Raw genomic sequence first — 14,063 nt, forward strand, 5'->3', positions numbered from 1 at the left:
ACAGGACGATGCCCAGCTCAAAAGAGCTGGGCATCAGCCCAAGCCAGAACAACTTCAGGTACAGCTCGACCGGGCCTATGCTGCACCGAGTCCCGCTCCGCCTTCGCGGCGTCTCGTAAAGGGTTCCTTGAACGCGACTGTGTGCAAGGAACCCACTTCTACTGTCCATGGTTGGGGTCAATTGGGTTTTCCACGGCTGGAATTGGGAGCCGCTGGGGTAGCTCCTTGGTCGCCGTAGCGGTGGGAAACCTTATTGAATTGTCCCCGGCTGTGGGCAGCCGAGTCGTTTTTCCAATGCCTTTGGAAACGGCCTTGGTCGAAAGCGCAGCAATGGTTAGGGAAGCAAAGCGCGCGGCAGCGCTATCCCAGTTGAGGACGGCCCGTGGCCGTCCGTTGATTTCATCAGCGGCGAAGCGGACCTCAGCTTGTTCTAGCAGTCCGTTGGCGTTCTCGTTCGATGCACGTTGCCAAGGGCTGGCCGGGTCGCAAAAGTACACGAGCGTTCCTAGCGCCGCGGTGACTTCGGCGTGTTTGGCCATCTCGGAGCCACGGTCCCACGTCAAGGTCCTCCGCAGCGTGGCCGGCAGGACCCCCAACGCCTCAATGATGGTCACGCATGTTATCGGACCTGTTGCCTGGGCGGAGCGCGAAGGCGAGGAGGAGCCTGGAGGAGCGCTCCACCAACGTCACGATCGCTGATTTGTTCCCTTTCCCCATGATGAGGTCGCCTTCCCAATGGCCTGCTTCTTCCCTGGTAGTTATGTGGGCTGGGCGGTCCCCGATCTTCAGAGCATTAGCCATGTAGTGGCGTGGCTTCACCTTGGTCCTGGACCGCGGCCGCCGGCTGAATTTACCCGATCGAAGCAGCCGGGCTGACCCGGCTGGAACGGGGCGGATGCTCAGATGGTAAAGGGCACGGTAGACCGTTTCATGCGCCAAATGCCGATGCTTTTCTCCCGGAAACCTTGCCTTTAAGGCCCGACAGACCTGCTGAGGACTCCACCGCTTCGACAGGCACTCTACGACGTAGTGCCGCAACTCGTCATCGCCGACGAGTTTGGCCTGCCTTGGCCTCGGCCTTCTCTTCTGCGCCATTTTCTGGGCGCGGAACGGATGATAACGACGCTTGTCGGAACGATTCCGAGTCAACTCCCTGCTGATTGTGGACGGTGACCGCCCAAGATCACGAGCGATGGATCGAAGACTTGCCCGAACCAGTAGGCGGTCGGCGATGTAGATGCGTTCGTCCTCTGACAAATAGCGACTGGACACAGCTGCCGCAGGAACCGCCTTACGAGGCCTCGGATCCAAGCCTTGCTGGACCAAGCCCTCCACCCCGTTGCGTCCATGCAACCAACGATGGCCCGTGTTCTGGTTGATCCCCAGAATCCTGCATGCTGCCCGGTTGGAGTGCCCTTCTTTCATGAGCTGAACATACAAGGGCCTCTTCTCAACCAAGCCCGGAGGGCCCATTTTCCTCGATCGGCGCGTCGAACTACGCATGAATCAACACCACTTTCAGTAGGTGTTGCGACGTTCGTTGGAAACCGCCCCATGGCCATTGAGATACATGTCGGCCCAGGGTTGGAATCCCGTCTTATGTGACGTTTCCAAAAGGTCGTGCATGGCAGCCGTTCGTTCGATCAGGGCTTCGGGCAAAGCCTTCCTGAGCGCGGTATCAGCTCCGTAGCCGTCCACCACTGCCCGCAATCGCAACGCAGCTTCTGCTACAGGCTCGTCATCAAAGAGCAGGCCGAAGGACTGTGCAGCATATGCCAGGTCCCAAAGACGTGTGCTCGGCCCAGCTGCATCCCAGTCAATAAAGACCCACCGCTCCCCCATAATCAGATCCGGGCGAGCTCATCGTCAACTGTTTCCGGAGCTCTGCATTCCAGCGGTTCCAGCGGTTCCAGCAAACCGTGCGTCGTCTCAACAATGCGTCTCAACTGATCTATTCTCAGCCAAAGGGAAAGTGGCCTTTGATGAGCTATGGGAGTCGCTTTGGGGAGTATTGGATATGCCAGGGCCCCTCTCCCCCATCTACTGTGAGGCCCTGGCAGTCGACCCCGGATGGGACAAGCCCTCAATGCGAAAGGCCGACGACGCGGCCACGCTGGCAGCACAGGCTGGAGGAACTGCAAAACCTCCGTGTCGGCATCCGCCAAAGTCCGGATCGAGTTGGGCCAGACGTGCATCCGAACCACGTTGTTCCCGCTGCCACCGAAAGGGCTGGTTCAGGCCCTACCGGCAAGCCGGGCCCTTGGCTGGGGGTGCTTCCCCCATCTTCTCCCCTAGCGCCAACATCGATTTACAGCGCCACTGTGTCCCCGGCCGTCGGCGGCCTCTGCGCGGGGGCCCAATTAGCATGGTTTGCAGGCCGTAGTGCAGCCCGCTACTTGTTGAGCCAGACTATACGGTCCCATTGTGCGGTCAACCATTGTTCGTACCATAAGGTATGCCATAACTCCTATTTGTTGTTCTCCTATACGACTCACTGGGCGACTCGTTGGAGGACCAGCCGCACGACCCGTGATAGACGACGCCTAGCGGCCGGCTAAACAAACAATAAGAACCGTAATAGATCGCCACGCCCAACGCTCAACGGGCCGATAAGTGGGAAAACAGGGGGGATACGACACGGGGCAAACAATTGTTTGCACAATAAGACTCAGCACAGGGTTAGCCGCAACAAGCCCAATGTACGGCAACGCTAAAGGGCCAATTGCTCATCCCACGTGATTCCGTGTGGGGGAGCAGGCATGAGGCCCAGCGATGCCCATAACGGAAACCCCAATGTATGACCCTGCTTTGCACACTGTTATTCCTCATATGCGTGTCACTACCAACATTCCCAGAGGAGCGCACATAGCGTTGACAGCAGGACAACATGCAACCCAGCAAGTAGGAGAGTCGCCGACCGATGGCACGATCACTGCAAACCCCCGTACCCCCCAAATCCCAAGCGACACGGGCCATTGACCGTGTCGTCTCTCTGGCGAACGGCAAGGGCGGAGTAGGCAAAACGACCACTGCAGCCAACGTTGGCGGGTACGTAGCGCTGGCCGGCTCCCGCGTATTGCTGATCGACCTTGACCCGCAGGGCGACCTGGCCCGCGACCTCGGATACGAGCGGCAGACGGGCAGGGAATTCTTCCAGGCTCTCATTGCCGGCACAACGCCGATGATCCTGCGCGACGTGCGGGAAAACCTTGACGTCATCCCCGGTGGCCAGGACCTCGAAGACATCCAGGGCCTCATGGTGTCGCGCTCCAGCCGCTCCGATGCCGGCGACTTCGGCGACATGCTCTACGCCGTCCTGGCCCCGCTGGCCGACGATTACGACTTGATCCTGATCGACACCCCGCCGGGGGAGCGGATCCTCGTAGAAGGCGCCTTCGCCATCTCCAGCGCCGTTGTCATTCCTACCCGTTCAGATGATGCGAGCATCGACGGTGTCGAACGCATAGCACGCCGCTTCATGGCGGTACGTGACCGAAACCCGTCCCTGCAGTTGGCGGGCATCGTCCTATTCGGTGTCGGACCGCGCTCCTTGCGCTTGGAACGCAGCGTCCGAGACACCTTGGAACAAATGCTCGGCACCGTCGCCCCGGTCTTCGAAACCCGCATTAGGAACCTGGAGAGCGCAAGCGCCGACGCCCGCCGTAAGGGCCTGCTCTTCCACGAACTTGAAGGTGCCGTTACCGACGGTCAGAAAAACCGCCTGAAGGCGCTCCGGGCGGGGGAGAAGCCGGTGGACGGTTTCTTCTCGCGCAATGCCGGGGGACTGGCTGAAGAGTACGAGCAGCTGACCGGTGAGATCCTCGCGCGACTGAATGAGATCGAAAGCGGGAACCACGCATGAGCGGCCGACAGAGCCTTGCTGGGGCCTTCGCCCCTGTAGCGCCTGCCCGTGGTGCAGCACTGCAAGGGTTGCTGGCTCCGAAACGGGGGAGGGCTGCCCCCGCGCCGGAACCCGAAACCAGAGAGTCCGGGGAGGCACCGGCCCGGGAACGGACCCTGGTGCTGCCAGCAGCAGGGCCCGTTCCCGCTGACACGCAGGCACCTACTGAGCAGCCGCAGGCAGACAAGCACGCCACTGAGCAAGCACCTGTTGAGGAGGCCTCTCTCGAGGAGGCAGGAGAGCAGGAGGAGCCCGCGCCTACATCCGTCAAGGCCCCAAAGACCACTACGCGGCAGCAGCCTGCTTCCAAGAAGGCAGCTAACGCGACGAAAGCCTCCGAACTGGTTCCCGGGGCGCTGCGTAACGTTGGGGTGTACCTGCCGCCGGCGCTCCTGGCCCAAGTCAAAGATGCCGTGTATCAGGAGCGGACCACGTACGCGGACCTGTTAATTGACGCCTTCGAAGCCGTCGACGACAAGCAGATCGCCCAGGAGTTCAGTCCTGAGACCACGCTGACCAGCTCCGGCATGCCCCGTCGTGCACCGCGGAAACGGGGAGAGGCCGGCATTCAGATCCAGCTGCGCCTCGACGGGCTGCAGGTTGCCTGGCTGGATGAGAAGGTCAGGGAGTTCGACGCACCGTCACGCAGCGCGCTCGTCTCGACCGTCCTCAAGCTTCATATCCAAGCGGGACAGACTGCGGGGGAGTGATGCTGGACCTCTTTGAGACAAGCATGGCCCGGCTTCCCGTAGTGCTTATGGCATAACTTATGGCACGAAAACGGAGAGTGCGAACATTATCTGCGGGTGGATGCGGCGGTCGGCCGCATCCACCCGCAACGTGTACAAGCCCGGATAATGGGCACACACTGACACGCCTCTGGCGCTGACCCTCATCCGGTTCTGTTGAAGGCTATGTCGGACAGTGACCATTCATCGGGCGGCCCCTCGAACATCTCCCAGGGGTAATCTTCGTCGGGGGAGAGCAGCTCCGGGACGGTAGCGACGTTCCTGGCGAGCCATTCCCGCCAGATGATCCGATCGTTGCGATAGCGGCGCAACTGGACGGCAACCGCCTCGAGGACCCCGAATTGTTCAGCGAGCTGTCTGAGTGATGTCCCAGCCACGATTGACCACGCCCGGCTGGGACTGCGGACAACCAGGTTCCAGCCGGCGAGGACTTCCAGGGCTTCATGGACGGCGGAACGAGACAGCCGGGTGATCCGGACAATCTCGGCGGTCGGCATCCCGGGGGAGTGCTCCAGCGCCTCGTAGACGAACGCGGCCGGCAGCCCCAGTTCCCGGAAGACAGGTCGCAGTGCGTGGATTTTCCCTTTCTGCCAAGTAGCGTCCTCAGCAACACTTTTCAGTTCTTCGGGGATGGCCAGCATGTAGAGATCACCTTTGGTTCCCCTAGCTTCTTCAACGAGGGTGACCAGAGGGTCCTTCTCCGCACGTAGCTGCCTCAAGTGCAGACCAACAGTGGTGTGGTCGAGACCCGTGGCCACAGCAATGGACCGCACGCCGAATTCGATGAACCGAGATGCCGTCATGTGCGCTGCCTCCCCTAATGCCCTAAGAACCATCCGCCGCGCCATTCCAGTCCTGGATTGTTGGTAGTTCACCTCTCTGATACGCAAGGCGTTTCGCCAGGTCCGAATAAACCGATGCTCTGCATCGGGATTTGAGATTGGATGGATCCCCTTTACCTCTGCCGGCTGTGTATTTGGGTGGCTTGTGGGGGATCTGCGGACATTATCATTCGGGTCGGTTTGGGCCGTCTTTTTGCTCAAGAAGCTGACGGCGCTCATCCAGTCTCGGCGCAGTGACGGGAAGCGGTGGCGGGCTGCATAGCGGGCGTAGAAGGAGGCCAGTCCAGGCCAGGTTCCCTGCAGCATCCGGCGCTCCACATCCACCAGCTCCAAGCCGGCGGCCGCGGCACTGAGGATGACCGCCTGGCGGGCCTCGGAGTCAGAGGCGTACCGGGTGGTGTCGTATATGCCGGTCTGGGCGAGCACCTGCATGGCGCGGGACATGCGCCCCACCGGCTGCTCAACCACGGGAACATCAGAGGTAGCCGGAGTGAAAGTCTCCTCTAGCCGCAGTGCCCTGACGGCCTTGATCTCGGCGGCCAAGTCGTTGGTCATGGCCGCCCAGACGGCGGCGCTGTTGGGCCTGCGGGCAATGTCGTAGGCCATGGACAGGCTCATCGCTAGTTTCTGGTGGCCGCCCCGCTTGTGCGGTGAGCCGGGAGTTCGCATGCAGCCGTGGAGCAAGTTCTGGTGTGGGGTCTTGTCCAGGCTCCGGTACCGGGTACCCAGCGCCTCGACCAGGTCACGCGCTTCTGAAAAGGTGACCCGCCGTGCGAGCGGGACATAGACGTGGCGACCGCCGTTGGGGGAGTAGTCCTCAATCCAGCGGGCCCCGACCGAGTACAGCCAGGACTGGACCGCGCGGACGTCAGCCTGTACCCAATCGAGTCCGGCTACTGAGGAGTCAAAGTCGAGAAAGATCGCCGCGCAGGTACCGTCCTTACCGAAAATTCTCACGGCCGCGGGCAGCGAGGGGAGTGCTTCAGTCAGGTTCCGTTCGTGCTTCTGCGGGTATGTTTTACCCGCATCACGAGAGAGACGCATTCTGGCTTGGCCGGCTAGCAAGGGAGCTAGAGCTGCCCAAACGATTGCTGGATCGTCTGGCTGCGTTGACACGCCAACAGCGGGGCGTGCTGGCAGCACGGAGACGTGCTGATGTACGATGTGAGTAATCCTTCCGGGGATTGAGGTATGAAAAAGGGCCGATCCTGCCAGATCGGTTTCATAGCAACACAAAGGATGGCCTGTTCAGGCTCTCCACGACTTACAATCTGATCCGCCGGCAAGCAATCCAGAGGGTAAGTCTCAAGCTTCGAAGGCCCGCTTAGTGCGGGCCTTCTTTTGTTATGAGGCGATGCGAATGGGCAGCTCCTGCTGGTAGTCGTCCTGATCGAGTGCGGCCAGGTCTTCCTTCAGTTGTGGCTCGACAACGGACAAAAGGTACTCAGTGACGGTCAGTCCCTTGTGAGCTGCCACTTTGGCGATACCGTCAGCGGTGGGTTCGGGTGAGCGAAAACCAATGAACTTACGCAGGCCTTTGCTGGGGCGCCCGCCGCCTCGATTTACTGCTACTGCCGTCATTTGCTGTGTCCTTTGATTTTGTAGCCGCCTGAACGGTCGGTTACAGCTTCATCGTTGTATTGCCTGCCACCAGGACTACCTGAAAGCCCCTGCGACTGCTCCGAAACTATCACCGGGCAACTGAACCCCTTGGGATTTGTTTTCAGAAAACGAAAGCGTGTCGCGTATGTGACGTAGCGCGTAGGCCCCAAAGGGGGTGAAGTCCTGTTTAGCCCGCATCGGACGAGCCACGCCATCCGCCCGGTGTGATGGGAGTCGGAATCCAACCTGCCTTTCACTCTTTTCAGGATGTGAGACGTCTGATGTCACGTCTTAAGGTTCTTAAATAGGCGACGCCCGTGGTTGCATGCCATCAAGTCTGTTAGGACGCCCTTCCGCGTGGTCTATCAAAGCACCGACATACTCACCGAAGGACATTTTGTGCCGCTGCGTCGCCTTCCAGGCGGCGTAGTGCTGATCCGGGTGCACAAGGCAGTTCAGCGGCGCCTTCTTACCGAGCATCTTGGGTGGCCGGTATTCCTCCATGTCACTCACCCTCACTTCGGTTCCAGAGAACCTGTAGACCTACAGGTTCTGCCGCGACGGCACCCAGTCCTCCCTTGAAATAGACCAAGCAATCGACAGACTACATACATGCTCCGCACATGCACAACTCACTTCCTGTACCCTCCGGTAGCCATCAGGTAACATCTCTGTTAGCTGCCCGCCTGCTCTGTGTTGGCGGCCGACACAAGTCGCGGAGCTTGGCTAAGGAGCTGTATAGATGGCAAATGGGGGCCGCAGCGTGTTTCTTACGCAGCAGCAGAAGAAAGAACGGCTGGCGGATCGCATGGGCATCCTGGTGGATATCTGGGAGGCAGATAACAACACTGCTCTGACTTACCCTCATGTGGAAGAAGCACTTTCGGCCCACGGAATCCACCTGTCACGGACGCGGTGGTCTTACTTGATCAACGGCACCGGCAGCCTGGTGACAGATCAGGAACTGCTAAAGGGCATAGCAGAGTACGTTTTTGCCGTACCCGCCAGTTATCTGTGTGACCTCAATAGTGAGACTCCCCCGGAAGTGGAAGCGCGCATGGAGTTCCTTGTGCAGATGCGCAAGCTCAAGGTGAAGAACTTTGCGGCGAGAAACCTGGGGGCCACCTCGCCCGAAATGCTGCGGACGATTACCAGGATCATCGATGCGTCGATGAACGGCGAAGAGGAAGACTGAATGGGTCTCCCGCCGGTCGCAGAAAAGGTCCGGGAGTTATGCGGAGACGGCACGACGTCAATGGCGGAAGTCCTCGAACGTCTGGCCGTCATCTGCGAAAAGCCGATCAAGCTGATCGAGCAGGAGGGGTCTTGGGGAACTCTGACAGCCTTCAAGTTGGACTTTGAAGATCACTTCAAAATCTATGTCCCGCCGCAAAACTCGACGCAGTACAAGCTTCACTGCATCTATCACGAGCTCGGACACATATATCTGGAGAGCTTCCAAGGCCACATGGTTCTGCCCCATTTCTCTGAAGAGATGCTGAAGGAGGCTGCCGGCGCGAAAAGCATGAGCTGCTGTTCTGTTCAGAATCATCCCGTAGAACGCTGGGTGGAGGATTTTGCATTCGAGATGTCAAAGAAGACCCGCACGCGCAGCTCCTCCGAGACTGATCCTTTCCTCTGATAGACCATGAAACACTTGCTCTTTACGCTGCTCAGTGCCCTATGCCTCCTTCGGATCCCCTCGGTAGTCAAGGTGGCGGAAGCCCGGGCATCGTGGGTGGCATCGATGTTCGGCCTGGCGGCGCTTTATGTTCTGGGAACGGTTACGCCGCTGGTGTCCATCGACAGCTACCTCGGTGGCGTCAACGTGACGAACCTTCTTCAAGCCATCTTCGCGCTGTTGGCGATCTTCTTCTTCAACGACAGTGTGCGGCGGTTAGCAAACGTACCAGCCAGGTGGACTTACTATGCTCCGTTGCTGAGCATTCCCATCATGATTGTCAGCTTCGCCCTCATTGAGGACAAAGGTCCAACCTCTGCGGACTTCATCGATTACCGAATGGACCAACTCGCGACCGCCACGTACAGCGGCACGTACATGTTCGCGTTGCTATTCACCGTGCTTAGGATCATCTACATGCTTCGGCACAAGGCCCGGGGCCTGTACGCAACATTCTCAGCCGGCCTGGTCGTGGTTGCGGCGGCCGTCTCGTGCCACATTGCATATGTGCTGCTGTTCCAATTCACGCCCTGGGATGCCTTCGCGGAGTCGATCGGAGCCTGGTTTGACCGTCTTTTCTATGCTGGCCTCTCGGTGACGGCTGCGGGGTGGCTAATTCTTTTCCTGTCCAAGCAGCTGCCGAGGTTGCGGCTCTGGATGATCGATGCGCTTTGGCTTACTGCGCTGAGAATCCGGGTAAATGCAGATCAGTCTCGGGTTAGTCCGGCACGGGATCTGTTCAATGAAACGCTGGAAAATGGGGTCTACAAAAGCCTCATTGTTCTGCACAACTACCAGCGGGGGAACATGTGCCCGTTCCCGGAGTCTGTTCAGGGCAGGATCAGCCAGATCGAGGCAAAGCTGGACGCGCGGGTCTAGCCTTCGGTCAGGATCGTTTTGTTGATCCAACTCGTGAGTTCGTTGGTGAAGGTGTGAGGTGACACATTCCACTCTTGGGTGTGGTGCGCCTCAGGTAAGGGAATCAGGGTGACGGTGTCGGGGTTCGCGCGTTGGAACGCCGCCGAAATTTCCCAGGGAACCTCCTGATCCGCGCTCGAGTGCAGAACTAGAGTCGGGATTGACACCCGGTTAGGTACGTCGACCCATTCAAGGGCATCGAAATTGATCGGTTCGTCCAGCCCGAGCATCTTCGCGAATGGGGGAGCCTGCAGCAAGGACATGACAAGGCCGGCACCAACCGCAGGCACGCCGGCGGCATCCGCTCCTGCCAGGATGGTTTTACGCCAGCTCGTGACCGGTCCTACCAGGACGATCCCGGCGATCCGGTCCTGGTAGGCGCTGCGCTCCGCTGTGAGCAGGGCGATCGTCCCACCCATTGACCAGCCCGAGAGGATGATTCGCTGCGCGCCGTGAGCCACGGCGTAGGCCACAGCGCTTTCCACGTCCCGCCATTCTGTTTGACCAAGGTGGCTCGACTCGGCCTGTGGCGGGCTGACCTCCAGGTCGCTGCGGAATGAGGGCACCAAGGAGGTGAATCCCAAGGGGCTGAAGGCATGGACGTCACGGAACATGATCGACCGGTCGGTCCAGCTGCCATGGATGTGGATCACCCATGTGTCCGCGTTCCTACCTTCGAATAGCCATGCCGGCGCCGCACCGTAGGCGGTGGGGATGTGTACCTCTTCAAACCGCCCGCCCACGGCGGAGGGTTCGAAGAACACATCGGGCGTCCAGTCGACCAGGGGTCCCAAAGTCATCGGCCCGGACCCCGTCGGATGAATTCGACGCTCCACGAACTTTTGATCCTCGTCGATCAGGGTGACCTCGCCGAGCCTGGTGTAGCGCTCGGCCGCAAGGTCGAACACGGCGAAGTCGCCGTGGGCTTTGGTGTAGTCATCCAAGTCGATGCGGACTCTACGGCCATCAGCTGTCAGCTCGGCGCGACGGTAATCCTTTGGGCTCCGTCTAACGATCTTGCGGGCCATGATGACCGCGAATCCGAATAGTGAGGCCACGGGTACGAGGAACGCCAGGCAGGCGAGGCCACGCCTTGTCGTCAGCATATGTCCCGCCCTCCAGCGCCGATCCGGGAAGAGTATCGAAGCCCAATCATCGTAAACGCTCCTCTAGTCCTGGATATGTATGAGCTGCGTCCACTACAAGCGTTGCACATGTCCACTACAGGCCGGTATTCTTGGTGTGGGCCAGTTGGGGGCTAAAAGGGGGATTTGCATGCAGCGGAAGTCACTTGGTCTCATGGCGCTGATCGTGGTCCCCGGCATTTTGATAGGGCTGGTCTTTTCCATCCTCTTACTCCTTGCCCCGGCAAACCCCGCGGCTGCCAATTGCGGCCCGACCGTGTCAGTGGTTATCAACGGCGACACGAAAGTCGATGGCTACTCCCAAGAGCAGTTGAAGAACGCTGCGGCGATCCTGGGAGCCGGCAAGGCGCTGAACCTTCCTGTGAAGGGCCAGATAATTAGCGTCATGGTCGCCTTGGGCGAATCGGGGCTGCGTGTTCTGGACCGCGGCGACGCCGGCGGGCCGGACTCCCGGGGGTTGTTCCAGCAGCGCGACAACGGCGCGTGGGGATCCTATCCAGACCGGATGGACCCAACCATCAGCGCCACGAACTTCATCAAGGCCCTGCAGAAGGTCGATGGTTGGGAGCTGCTGGAACCGACCCTGGCCGGCAACAAGGTCCAGCGCAACGCAGACCCGTACCACTACCAGAAGTACTGGCCCGACGCCGTCAAGCTTGTCCAGGCACTCTCGGACGGCAAGTTCTCCTTGGACGGCAGCGACTGCGCCATTCCGGGAAAGTCCGGTGCCGGGGATGACTACCCGTGGAAAGACTCTCCCACCTGGATGCAGGTCGGAGCAGGAGCTGCTGCCGCCTCCTCGCTGGGCATGTTTCACCGCGAGTGCGTGGACTTCGCCCTGTGGCGGGTGAACCAGCAAATGGGGTCCAAGGGTGAGCCGTTCAAGTTCCTCAACGGTACCTTCCGCCCCGATGGGCAGGCCCTGGGCTCGGCCCTGGCATGGAAGGCCGGCTGGGACGCCAAAGGCTGGTCCACCGGTTCCGTCCCACGTGTCGGTGCGGTCGTCTGGTACGCACCCGGTGCCGGGGGAGCCGACCCGACCTATGGACACGTCGCCGTGGTCAAGGAAGTCAAGGACGACGGGACCTACGTCGAAGAGGGCTACAACGGCAACCCGCCCCCTGATGACCACAACTACTACACCCGGACCGTCAGCAGCGATGTCCCTTCCGCGTTCCTGTACCTGCCCACCCAAGAGGAGAAGTAATGAAGAAGCCCCTGACCCTCATCGCAGTAACCCTGCTCTGCGCCGCGTGCGCACCGGCAGCGAACACCACTCCTGCTCCAGAATCGACCGCCACGCCTTCCGCGCCCGTTTCGCTGAGCGTCAGCAGCGGCCCACAGGCCCCCGGGGGCACCGTCCCGGCCACGATCGGCATCACCTGGGATCAAGCCAGCAAAGACGCGGCCATGGAGGTGGCTGAGAAGGCCATGGCGGACTTTGCCCGCCCCGGTACGGAGGAGAAGCAATGGGCCAACGAACTTGCCCGCTGGCTGACGCCACAGGCCACTGCTGATTACTCGGCCGTGGACCCGGCCAACATCCCCGCCAGCCGCGTCAACGGCCCGGCCGCGCTGAGCGTCGATGAAACCAACGGCTACGGGGTCAGGGCGGCCGTTCCGACCAACGCCGGGACCTACACGGTGCAGCTGCTCCGCACGGACAAGGAAGCCCCATGGAAGGTCAACCGCTTCACGCCTCCCTCGTCCTAAGCCCCGGAACCCTCCATCTCACACACGTAAGGAAAAAGCCCATGAGCACCAGCACCACATCAACCGAGGTCCTGGCCTTTCCAAACATCAGAGCCATCGTCCGTGACAACGGAACCGCCGAGGTCGTCCTCGCGGGTAACTCCCGCATCGTCCCTGCCGGGGAATCCCTGCAGGACCTCCGCAACAACGCCCTGGCCCTCGTCGTAAGCGAAGCACAGACGCTAAACCGTCCCGTCAGAGTCCAGATCGAGGACCCCGAAGGACACGGTGAACTAATCGTGCACCCGGACAACAAGATCGAATCCGTCTCCTACGAGGCACGCCCCGCCCGAGGCCGGGCACCGGAACCCACGCCCGCGACGCCAGCTCCCCCAGTCAATGACACCGTCCACGCCCCTGCACCTGAGGATGCTCCGGCAGAGCCCACTGCCGCCGCCGCCGCTACCGTGAACCGCCAGCCGTGGCCGCTGAATCCCGTGTCGCCAGAGACGACGGACAAGCCTGCCACCTCGGTGCCGGAGACGCCAGTGGCCACGGAAGAAGCCCCGCCGACCCGGCGCAGCTTGAAGGAAACCTCCTTCCTGGTCAGCGCCCCGGTCCTGGAACCGGCCACACAGGGCTGGCGGGGTGCGCTCACCCGCCTTGGCGTCCGGATGGACCCGTCCGCGGAAGAACTCTCCGAGCGCGAGGATATCCGCACGGTCAGCCAGCACTGGCCCGGCCCGCGGACCATTGCCGTGGTCAACCGCAAGGGCGGGGCGAACAAGACCCCCACGGTCGTGATGCTCTCGGCCATCCTCGCCCGCTACAGCGGGGCCGCGACCGTCGCCTGGGACAACAACGAATCCCAAGGCACCCTGGGCTGGCGAACGGAAAAGGGCGCCCACGACCGCAGCGTCCTGGACCTGATCGATTCCTCAACCGAACTGCGTTCCCCGTCAACGAACGCCGCCGAAATCGCCAAATTCGTCCACCACCAAACCGCCGACAAGTTCGACGTCCTGCGCTCAGACGAGAACGAAGAAGGCGACCACGAAGTCACCGCCGAGGAAGTCGACATCGCCCACCAGGTCCTCACCCGGTACTACCGGCTCGTGGTCATGGACTCGGGCAACACCGCCCGCGCAGCGAACTGGCGACGGATGATCCACCACACCAGCCAACTCGTCGTTCCCGTAACGGCCATCGAGGACCGTGCAGAAGCCGCACGGCTGACGCTGCAGACCCTCGAATCCCGTGGCGGCCACGGCGCAGAGCTGGCCCGCAACGCCGTCGTCATCGTCTCCGAGTCCACCGATGCCAAGCGGGCCATGTCCGGGGATGCCTTGAAGCGGGCCAAAGACGAGGCCCAGCGGATCGCGGACGGCTTCGAGCCGTTCGTCCGGGCCGTCGTCCGGATTCCCTACGACCCGGCACTGGTGAACGGGCCCATCCGCTATGAAACCCTGCAGCCCGCCACCCAGCGGGCATGGCTGGCGGCCGCGGCCGCCGTCGCCAAAGGCTTCTAAACCC

14 protein-coding genes are annotated in these 14,063 nt (G+C 61.1%); 8 read left to right on the plus strand and 6 right to left on the minus strand.

The genetic code is table 11. From position 1 onward, the window contains the following. Positions 1 to 158: 158 nt before the first annotated feature. Genes FDW84_RS00695 through FDW84_RS00705 form a run of 3 tightly spaced genes read right to left on the minus strand, consistent with a single transcriptional unit; the run spans position 159 to position 1,842 of the window. Entirely contained in the window at positions 159 to 614 is a 456-nt protein-coding gene (locus FDW84_RS00695; protein WP_138605582.1) for a DDE-type integrase/transposase/recombinase, read from the minus strand. After that, a complete protein-coding gene (locus FDW84_RS00700; protein ID WP_138605584.1) occupies positions 601 to 1,503 on the minus strand; it encodes an IS30 family transposase in 903 nt (300 codons plus the stop codon). Before FDW84_RS00700 ends, FDW84_RS00695 begins: the two co-directional genes overlap by 14 nt. Positions 1,504 to 1,518: 15 nt before the next feature. Continuing rightward, complete coding sequence (locus FDW84_RS00705; protein WP_205754704.1) at positions 1,519 to 1,842, minus strand: protein kinase family protein; 324 nt, start codon at positions 1,840 to 1,842, stop codon at positions 1,519 to 1,521. 1,078 nt (positions 1,843 to 2,920) lie between these two features. Here FDW84_RS00705 and FDW84_RS00710 point away from each other — a divergent pair. Continuing rightward, positions 2,921 to 3,862 (plus strand): ParA family protein, encoded by a 942-nt coding sequence (locus tag FDW84_RS00710; RefSeq protein ID WP_138605586.1) that lies wholly within the window; start codon positions 2,921 to 2,923, stop codon positions 3,860 to 3,862. Beyond that, on the plus strand, positions 3,859 to 4,611 hold the full coding sequence (locus FDW84_RS00715; protein ID WP_138605588.1) for a hypothetical protein: 753 nt from the start codon (positions 3,859 to 3,861) through the stop codon (positions 4,609 to 4,611). The genes FDW84_RS00710 and FDW84_RS00715 overlap by 4 nt, the downstream gene beginning before the upstream one ends. Before the next feature lie 182 nt (positions 4,612 to 4,793). Here FDW84_RS00715 and FDW84_RS00720 read toward each other — a convergent pair whose 3' ends face one another. Together FDW84_RS00720 and FDW84_RS00725 are read right to left on the minus strand one after the other, a co-directional pair. After that, positions 4,794 to 6,449, minus strand: coding sequence for a MarR family transcriptional regulator (locus FDW84_RS00720; protein WP_240721296.1), 1,656 nt, complete (start codon positions 6,447 to 6,449; stop codon positions 4,794 to 4,796). Positions 6,450 to 6,836: 387 nt separating this feature from the next. Continuing rightward, positions 6,837 to 7,073, minus strand: a complete 237-nt coding sequence (locus tag FDW84_RS00725) for a hypothetical protein (protein WP_138605593.1) — start codon at positions 7,071 to 7,073, stop codon at positions 6,837 to 6,839. A gap of 763 nt (positions 7,074 to 7,836) precedes the next feature. On the opposite strand from FDW84_RS00725, the gene FDW84_RS00735 reads away from it, so the two are divergent. The 3 genes from FDW84_RS00735 to FDW84_RS00745 all read left to right on the plus strand — a co-directional run bounded on the left by FDW84_RS00735 (position 7,837) and on the right by FDW84_RS00745 (position 9,654). Next, a complete protein-coding gene (locus FDW84_RS00735) occupies positions 7,837 to 8,289 on the plus strand; it encodes a hypothetical protein (protein WP_138605597.1) in 453 nt (150 codons plus the stop codon). Continuing rightward, a complete protein-coding gene (locus FDW84_RS00740) occupies positions 8,290 to 8,736 on the plus strand; it encodes a hypothetical protein (RefSeq protein WP_138605599.1) in 447 nt (148 codons plus the stop codon). A 105-nt stretch (positions 8,737 to 8,841) separates the two neighbouring features. Continuing rightward, the gene (locus tag FDW84_RS00745; protein WP_240721315.1) at positions 8,842 to 9,654 is read left to right on the plus strand and encodes a hypothetical protein; all 813 of its coding nucleotides are present in this window, start codon (positions 8,842 to 8,844) and stop codon (positions 9,652 to 9,654) included. Here the strand turns inward: FDW84_RS00745 and FDW84_RS00750 are convergent. After that, complete coding sequence (locus FDW84_RS00750; protein ID WP_138605604.1) at positions 9,651 to 10,799, minus strand: alpha/beta hydrolase family protein; 1,149 nt, start codon at positions 10,797 to 10,799, stop codon at positions 9,651 to 9,653. The genes FDW84_RS00745 and FDW84_RS00750 overlap by 4 nt on opposite strands. A 169-nt stretch (positions 10,800 to 10,968) precedes the next feature. Between FDW84_RS00750 and FDW84_RS00755 the strand changes: the two genes are divergently transcribed. The 3 genes from FDW84_RS00755 to FDW84_RS00765 are packed head-to-tail and all read left to right on the plus strand — an operon-like array spanning position 10,969 to position 14,059. Continuing rightward, entirely contained in the window at positions 10,969 to 12,045 is a 1,077-nt protein-coding gene (locus FDW84_RS00755; protein ID WP_138605606.1) for a CHAP domain-containing protein, read from the plus strand. Beyond that, positions 12,045 to 12,551 (plus strand): hypothetical protein, encoded by a 507-nt coding sequence (locus tag FDW84_RS00760; protein WP_138605608.1) that lies wholly within the window; start codon positions 12,045 to 12,047, stop codon positions 12,549 to 12,551. Before FDW84_RS00755 ends, FDW84_RS00760 begins: the two co-directional genes overlap by 1 nt. A gap of 41 nt (positions 12,552 to 12,592) precedes the next feature. After that, positions 12,593 to 14,059 carry a chromosome partitioning protein ParA gene (locus FDW84_RS00765; RefSeq protein WP_138605610.1) on the plus strand — a complete coding sequence of 489 codons (1,467 nt, stop codon included), beginning with the start codon at positions 12,593 to 12,595 and terminating at the stop codon, positions 14,057 to 14,059. Positions 14,060 to 14,063 lie beyond the last annotated feature (4 nt).

This window comes from Pseudarthrobacter sp. NamE5, assembly GCF_005796225.1.
Lineage (GTDB): Bacteria > Actinomycetota > Actinomycetes > Actinomycetales > Micrococcaceae > Arthrobacter.

Excerpts from the sequence above, each read along its gene's own strand:
- FDW84_RS00715 (WP_138605588.1), top strand. The coding sequence starts at position 3,859 with ATGAGCGGCCGACAGAGCCTTGCTGGGGCCTTCGCCCCTGTAGCGCCT.
- FDW84_RS00750 (WP_138605604.1), bottom strand. The coding sequence starts at position 10,799 with ATGCTGACGACAAGGCGTGGCCTCGCCTGCCTGGCGTTCCTCGTACCC.
- FDW84_RS00735 (WP_138605597.1), top strand. The coding sequence starts at position 7,837 with ATGGCAAATGGGGGCCGCAGCGTGTTTCTTACGCAGCAGCAGAAGAAA.
- FDW84_RS00725 (WP_138605593.1), bottom strand. The coding sequence starts at position 7,073 with ATGACGGCAGTAGCAGTAAATCGAGGCGGCGGGCGCCCCAGCAAAGGC.
- FDW84_RS00710 (WP_138605586.1), top strand. The coding sequence starts at position 2,921 with ATGGCACGATCACTGCAAACCCCCGTACCCCCCAAATCCCAAGCGACA.
- FDW84_RS00755 (WP_138605606.1), top strand. The coding sequence starts at position 10,969 with ATGCAGCGGAAGTCACTTGGTCTCATGGCGCTGATCGTGGTCCCCGGC.
- FDW84_RS00705 (WP_205754704.1), bottom strand. The coding sequence starts at position 1,842 with ATGGGGGAGCGGTGGGTCTTTATTGACTGGGATGCAGCTGGGCCGAGC.
- FDW84_RS00740 (WP_138605599.1), top strand. The coding sequence starts at position 8,290 with ATGGGTCTCCCGCCGGTCGCAGAAAAGGTCCGGGAGTTATGCGGAGAC.
- FDW84_RS00700 (WP_138605584.1), bottom strand. The coding sequence starts at position 1,503 with ATGCGTAGTTCGACGCGCCGATCGAGGAAAATGGGCCCTCCGGGCTTG.
- FDW84_RS00765 (WP_138605610.1), top strand. The coding sequence starts at position 12,593 with ATGAGCACCAGCACCACATCAACCGAGGTCCTGGCCTTTCCAAACATC.
- FDW84_RS00760 (WP_138605608.1), top strand. The coding sequence starts at position 12,045 with ATGAAGAAGCCCCTGACCCTCATCGCAGTAACCCTGCTCTGCGCCGCG.
- FDW84_RS00745 (WP_240721315.1), top strand. The coding sequence starts at position 8,842 with ATGTTCGGCCTGGCGGCGCTTTATGTTCTGGGAACGGTTACGCCGCTG.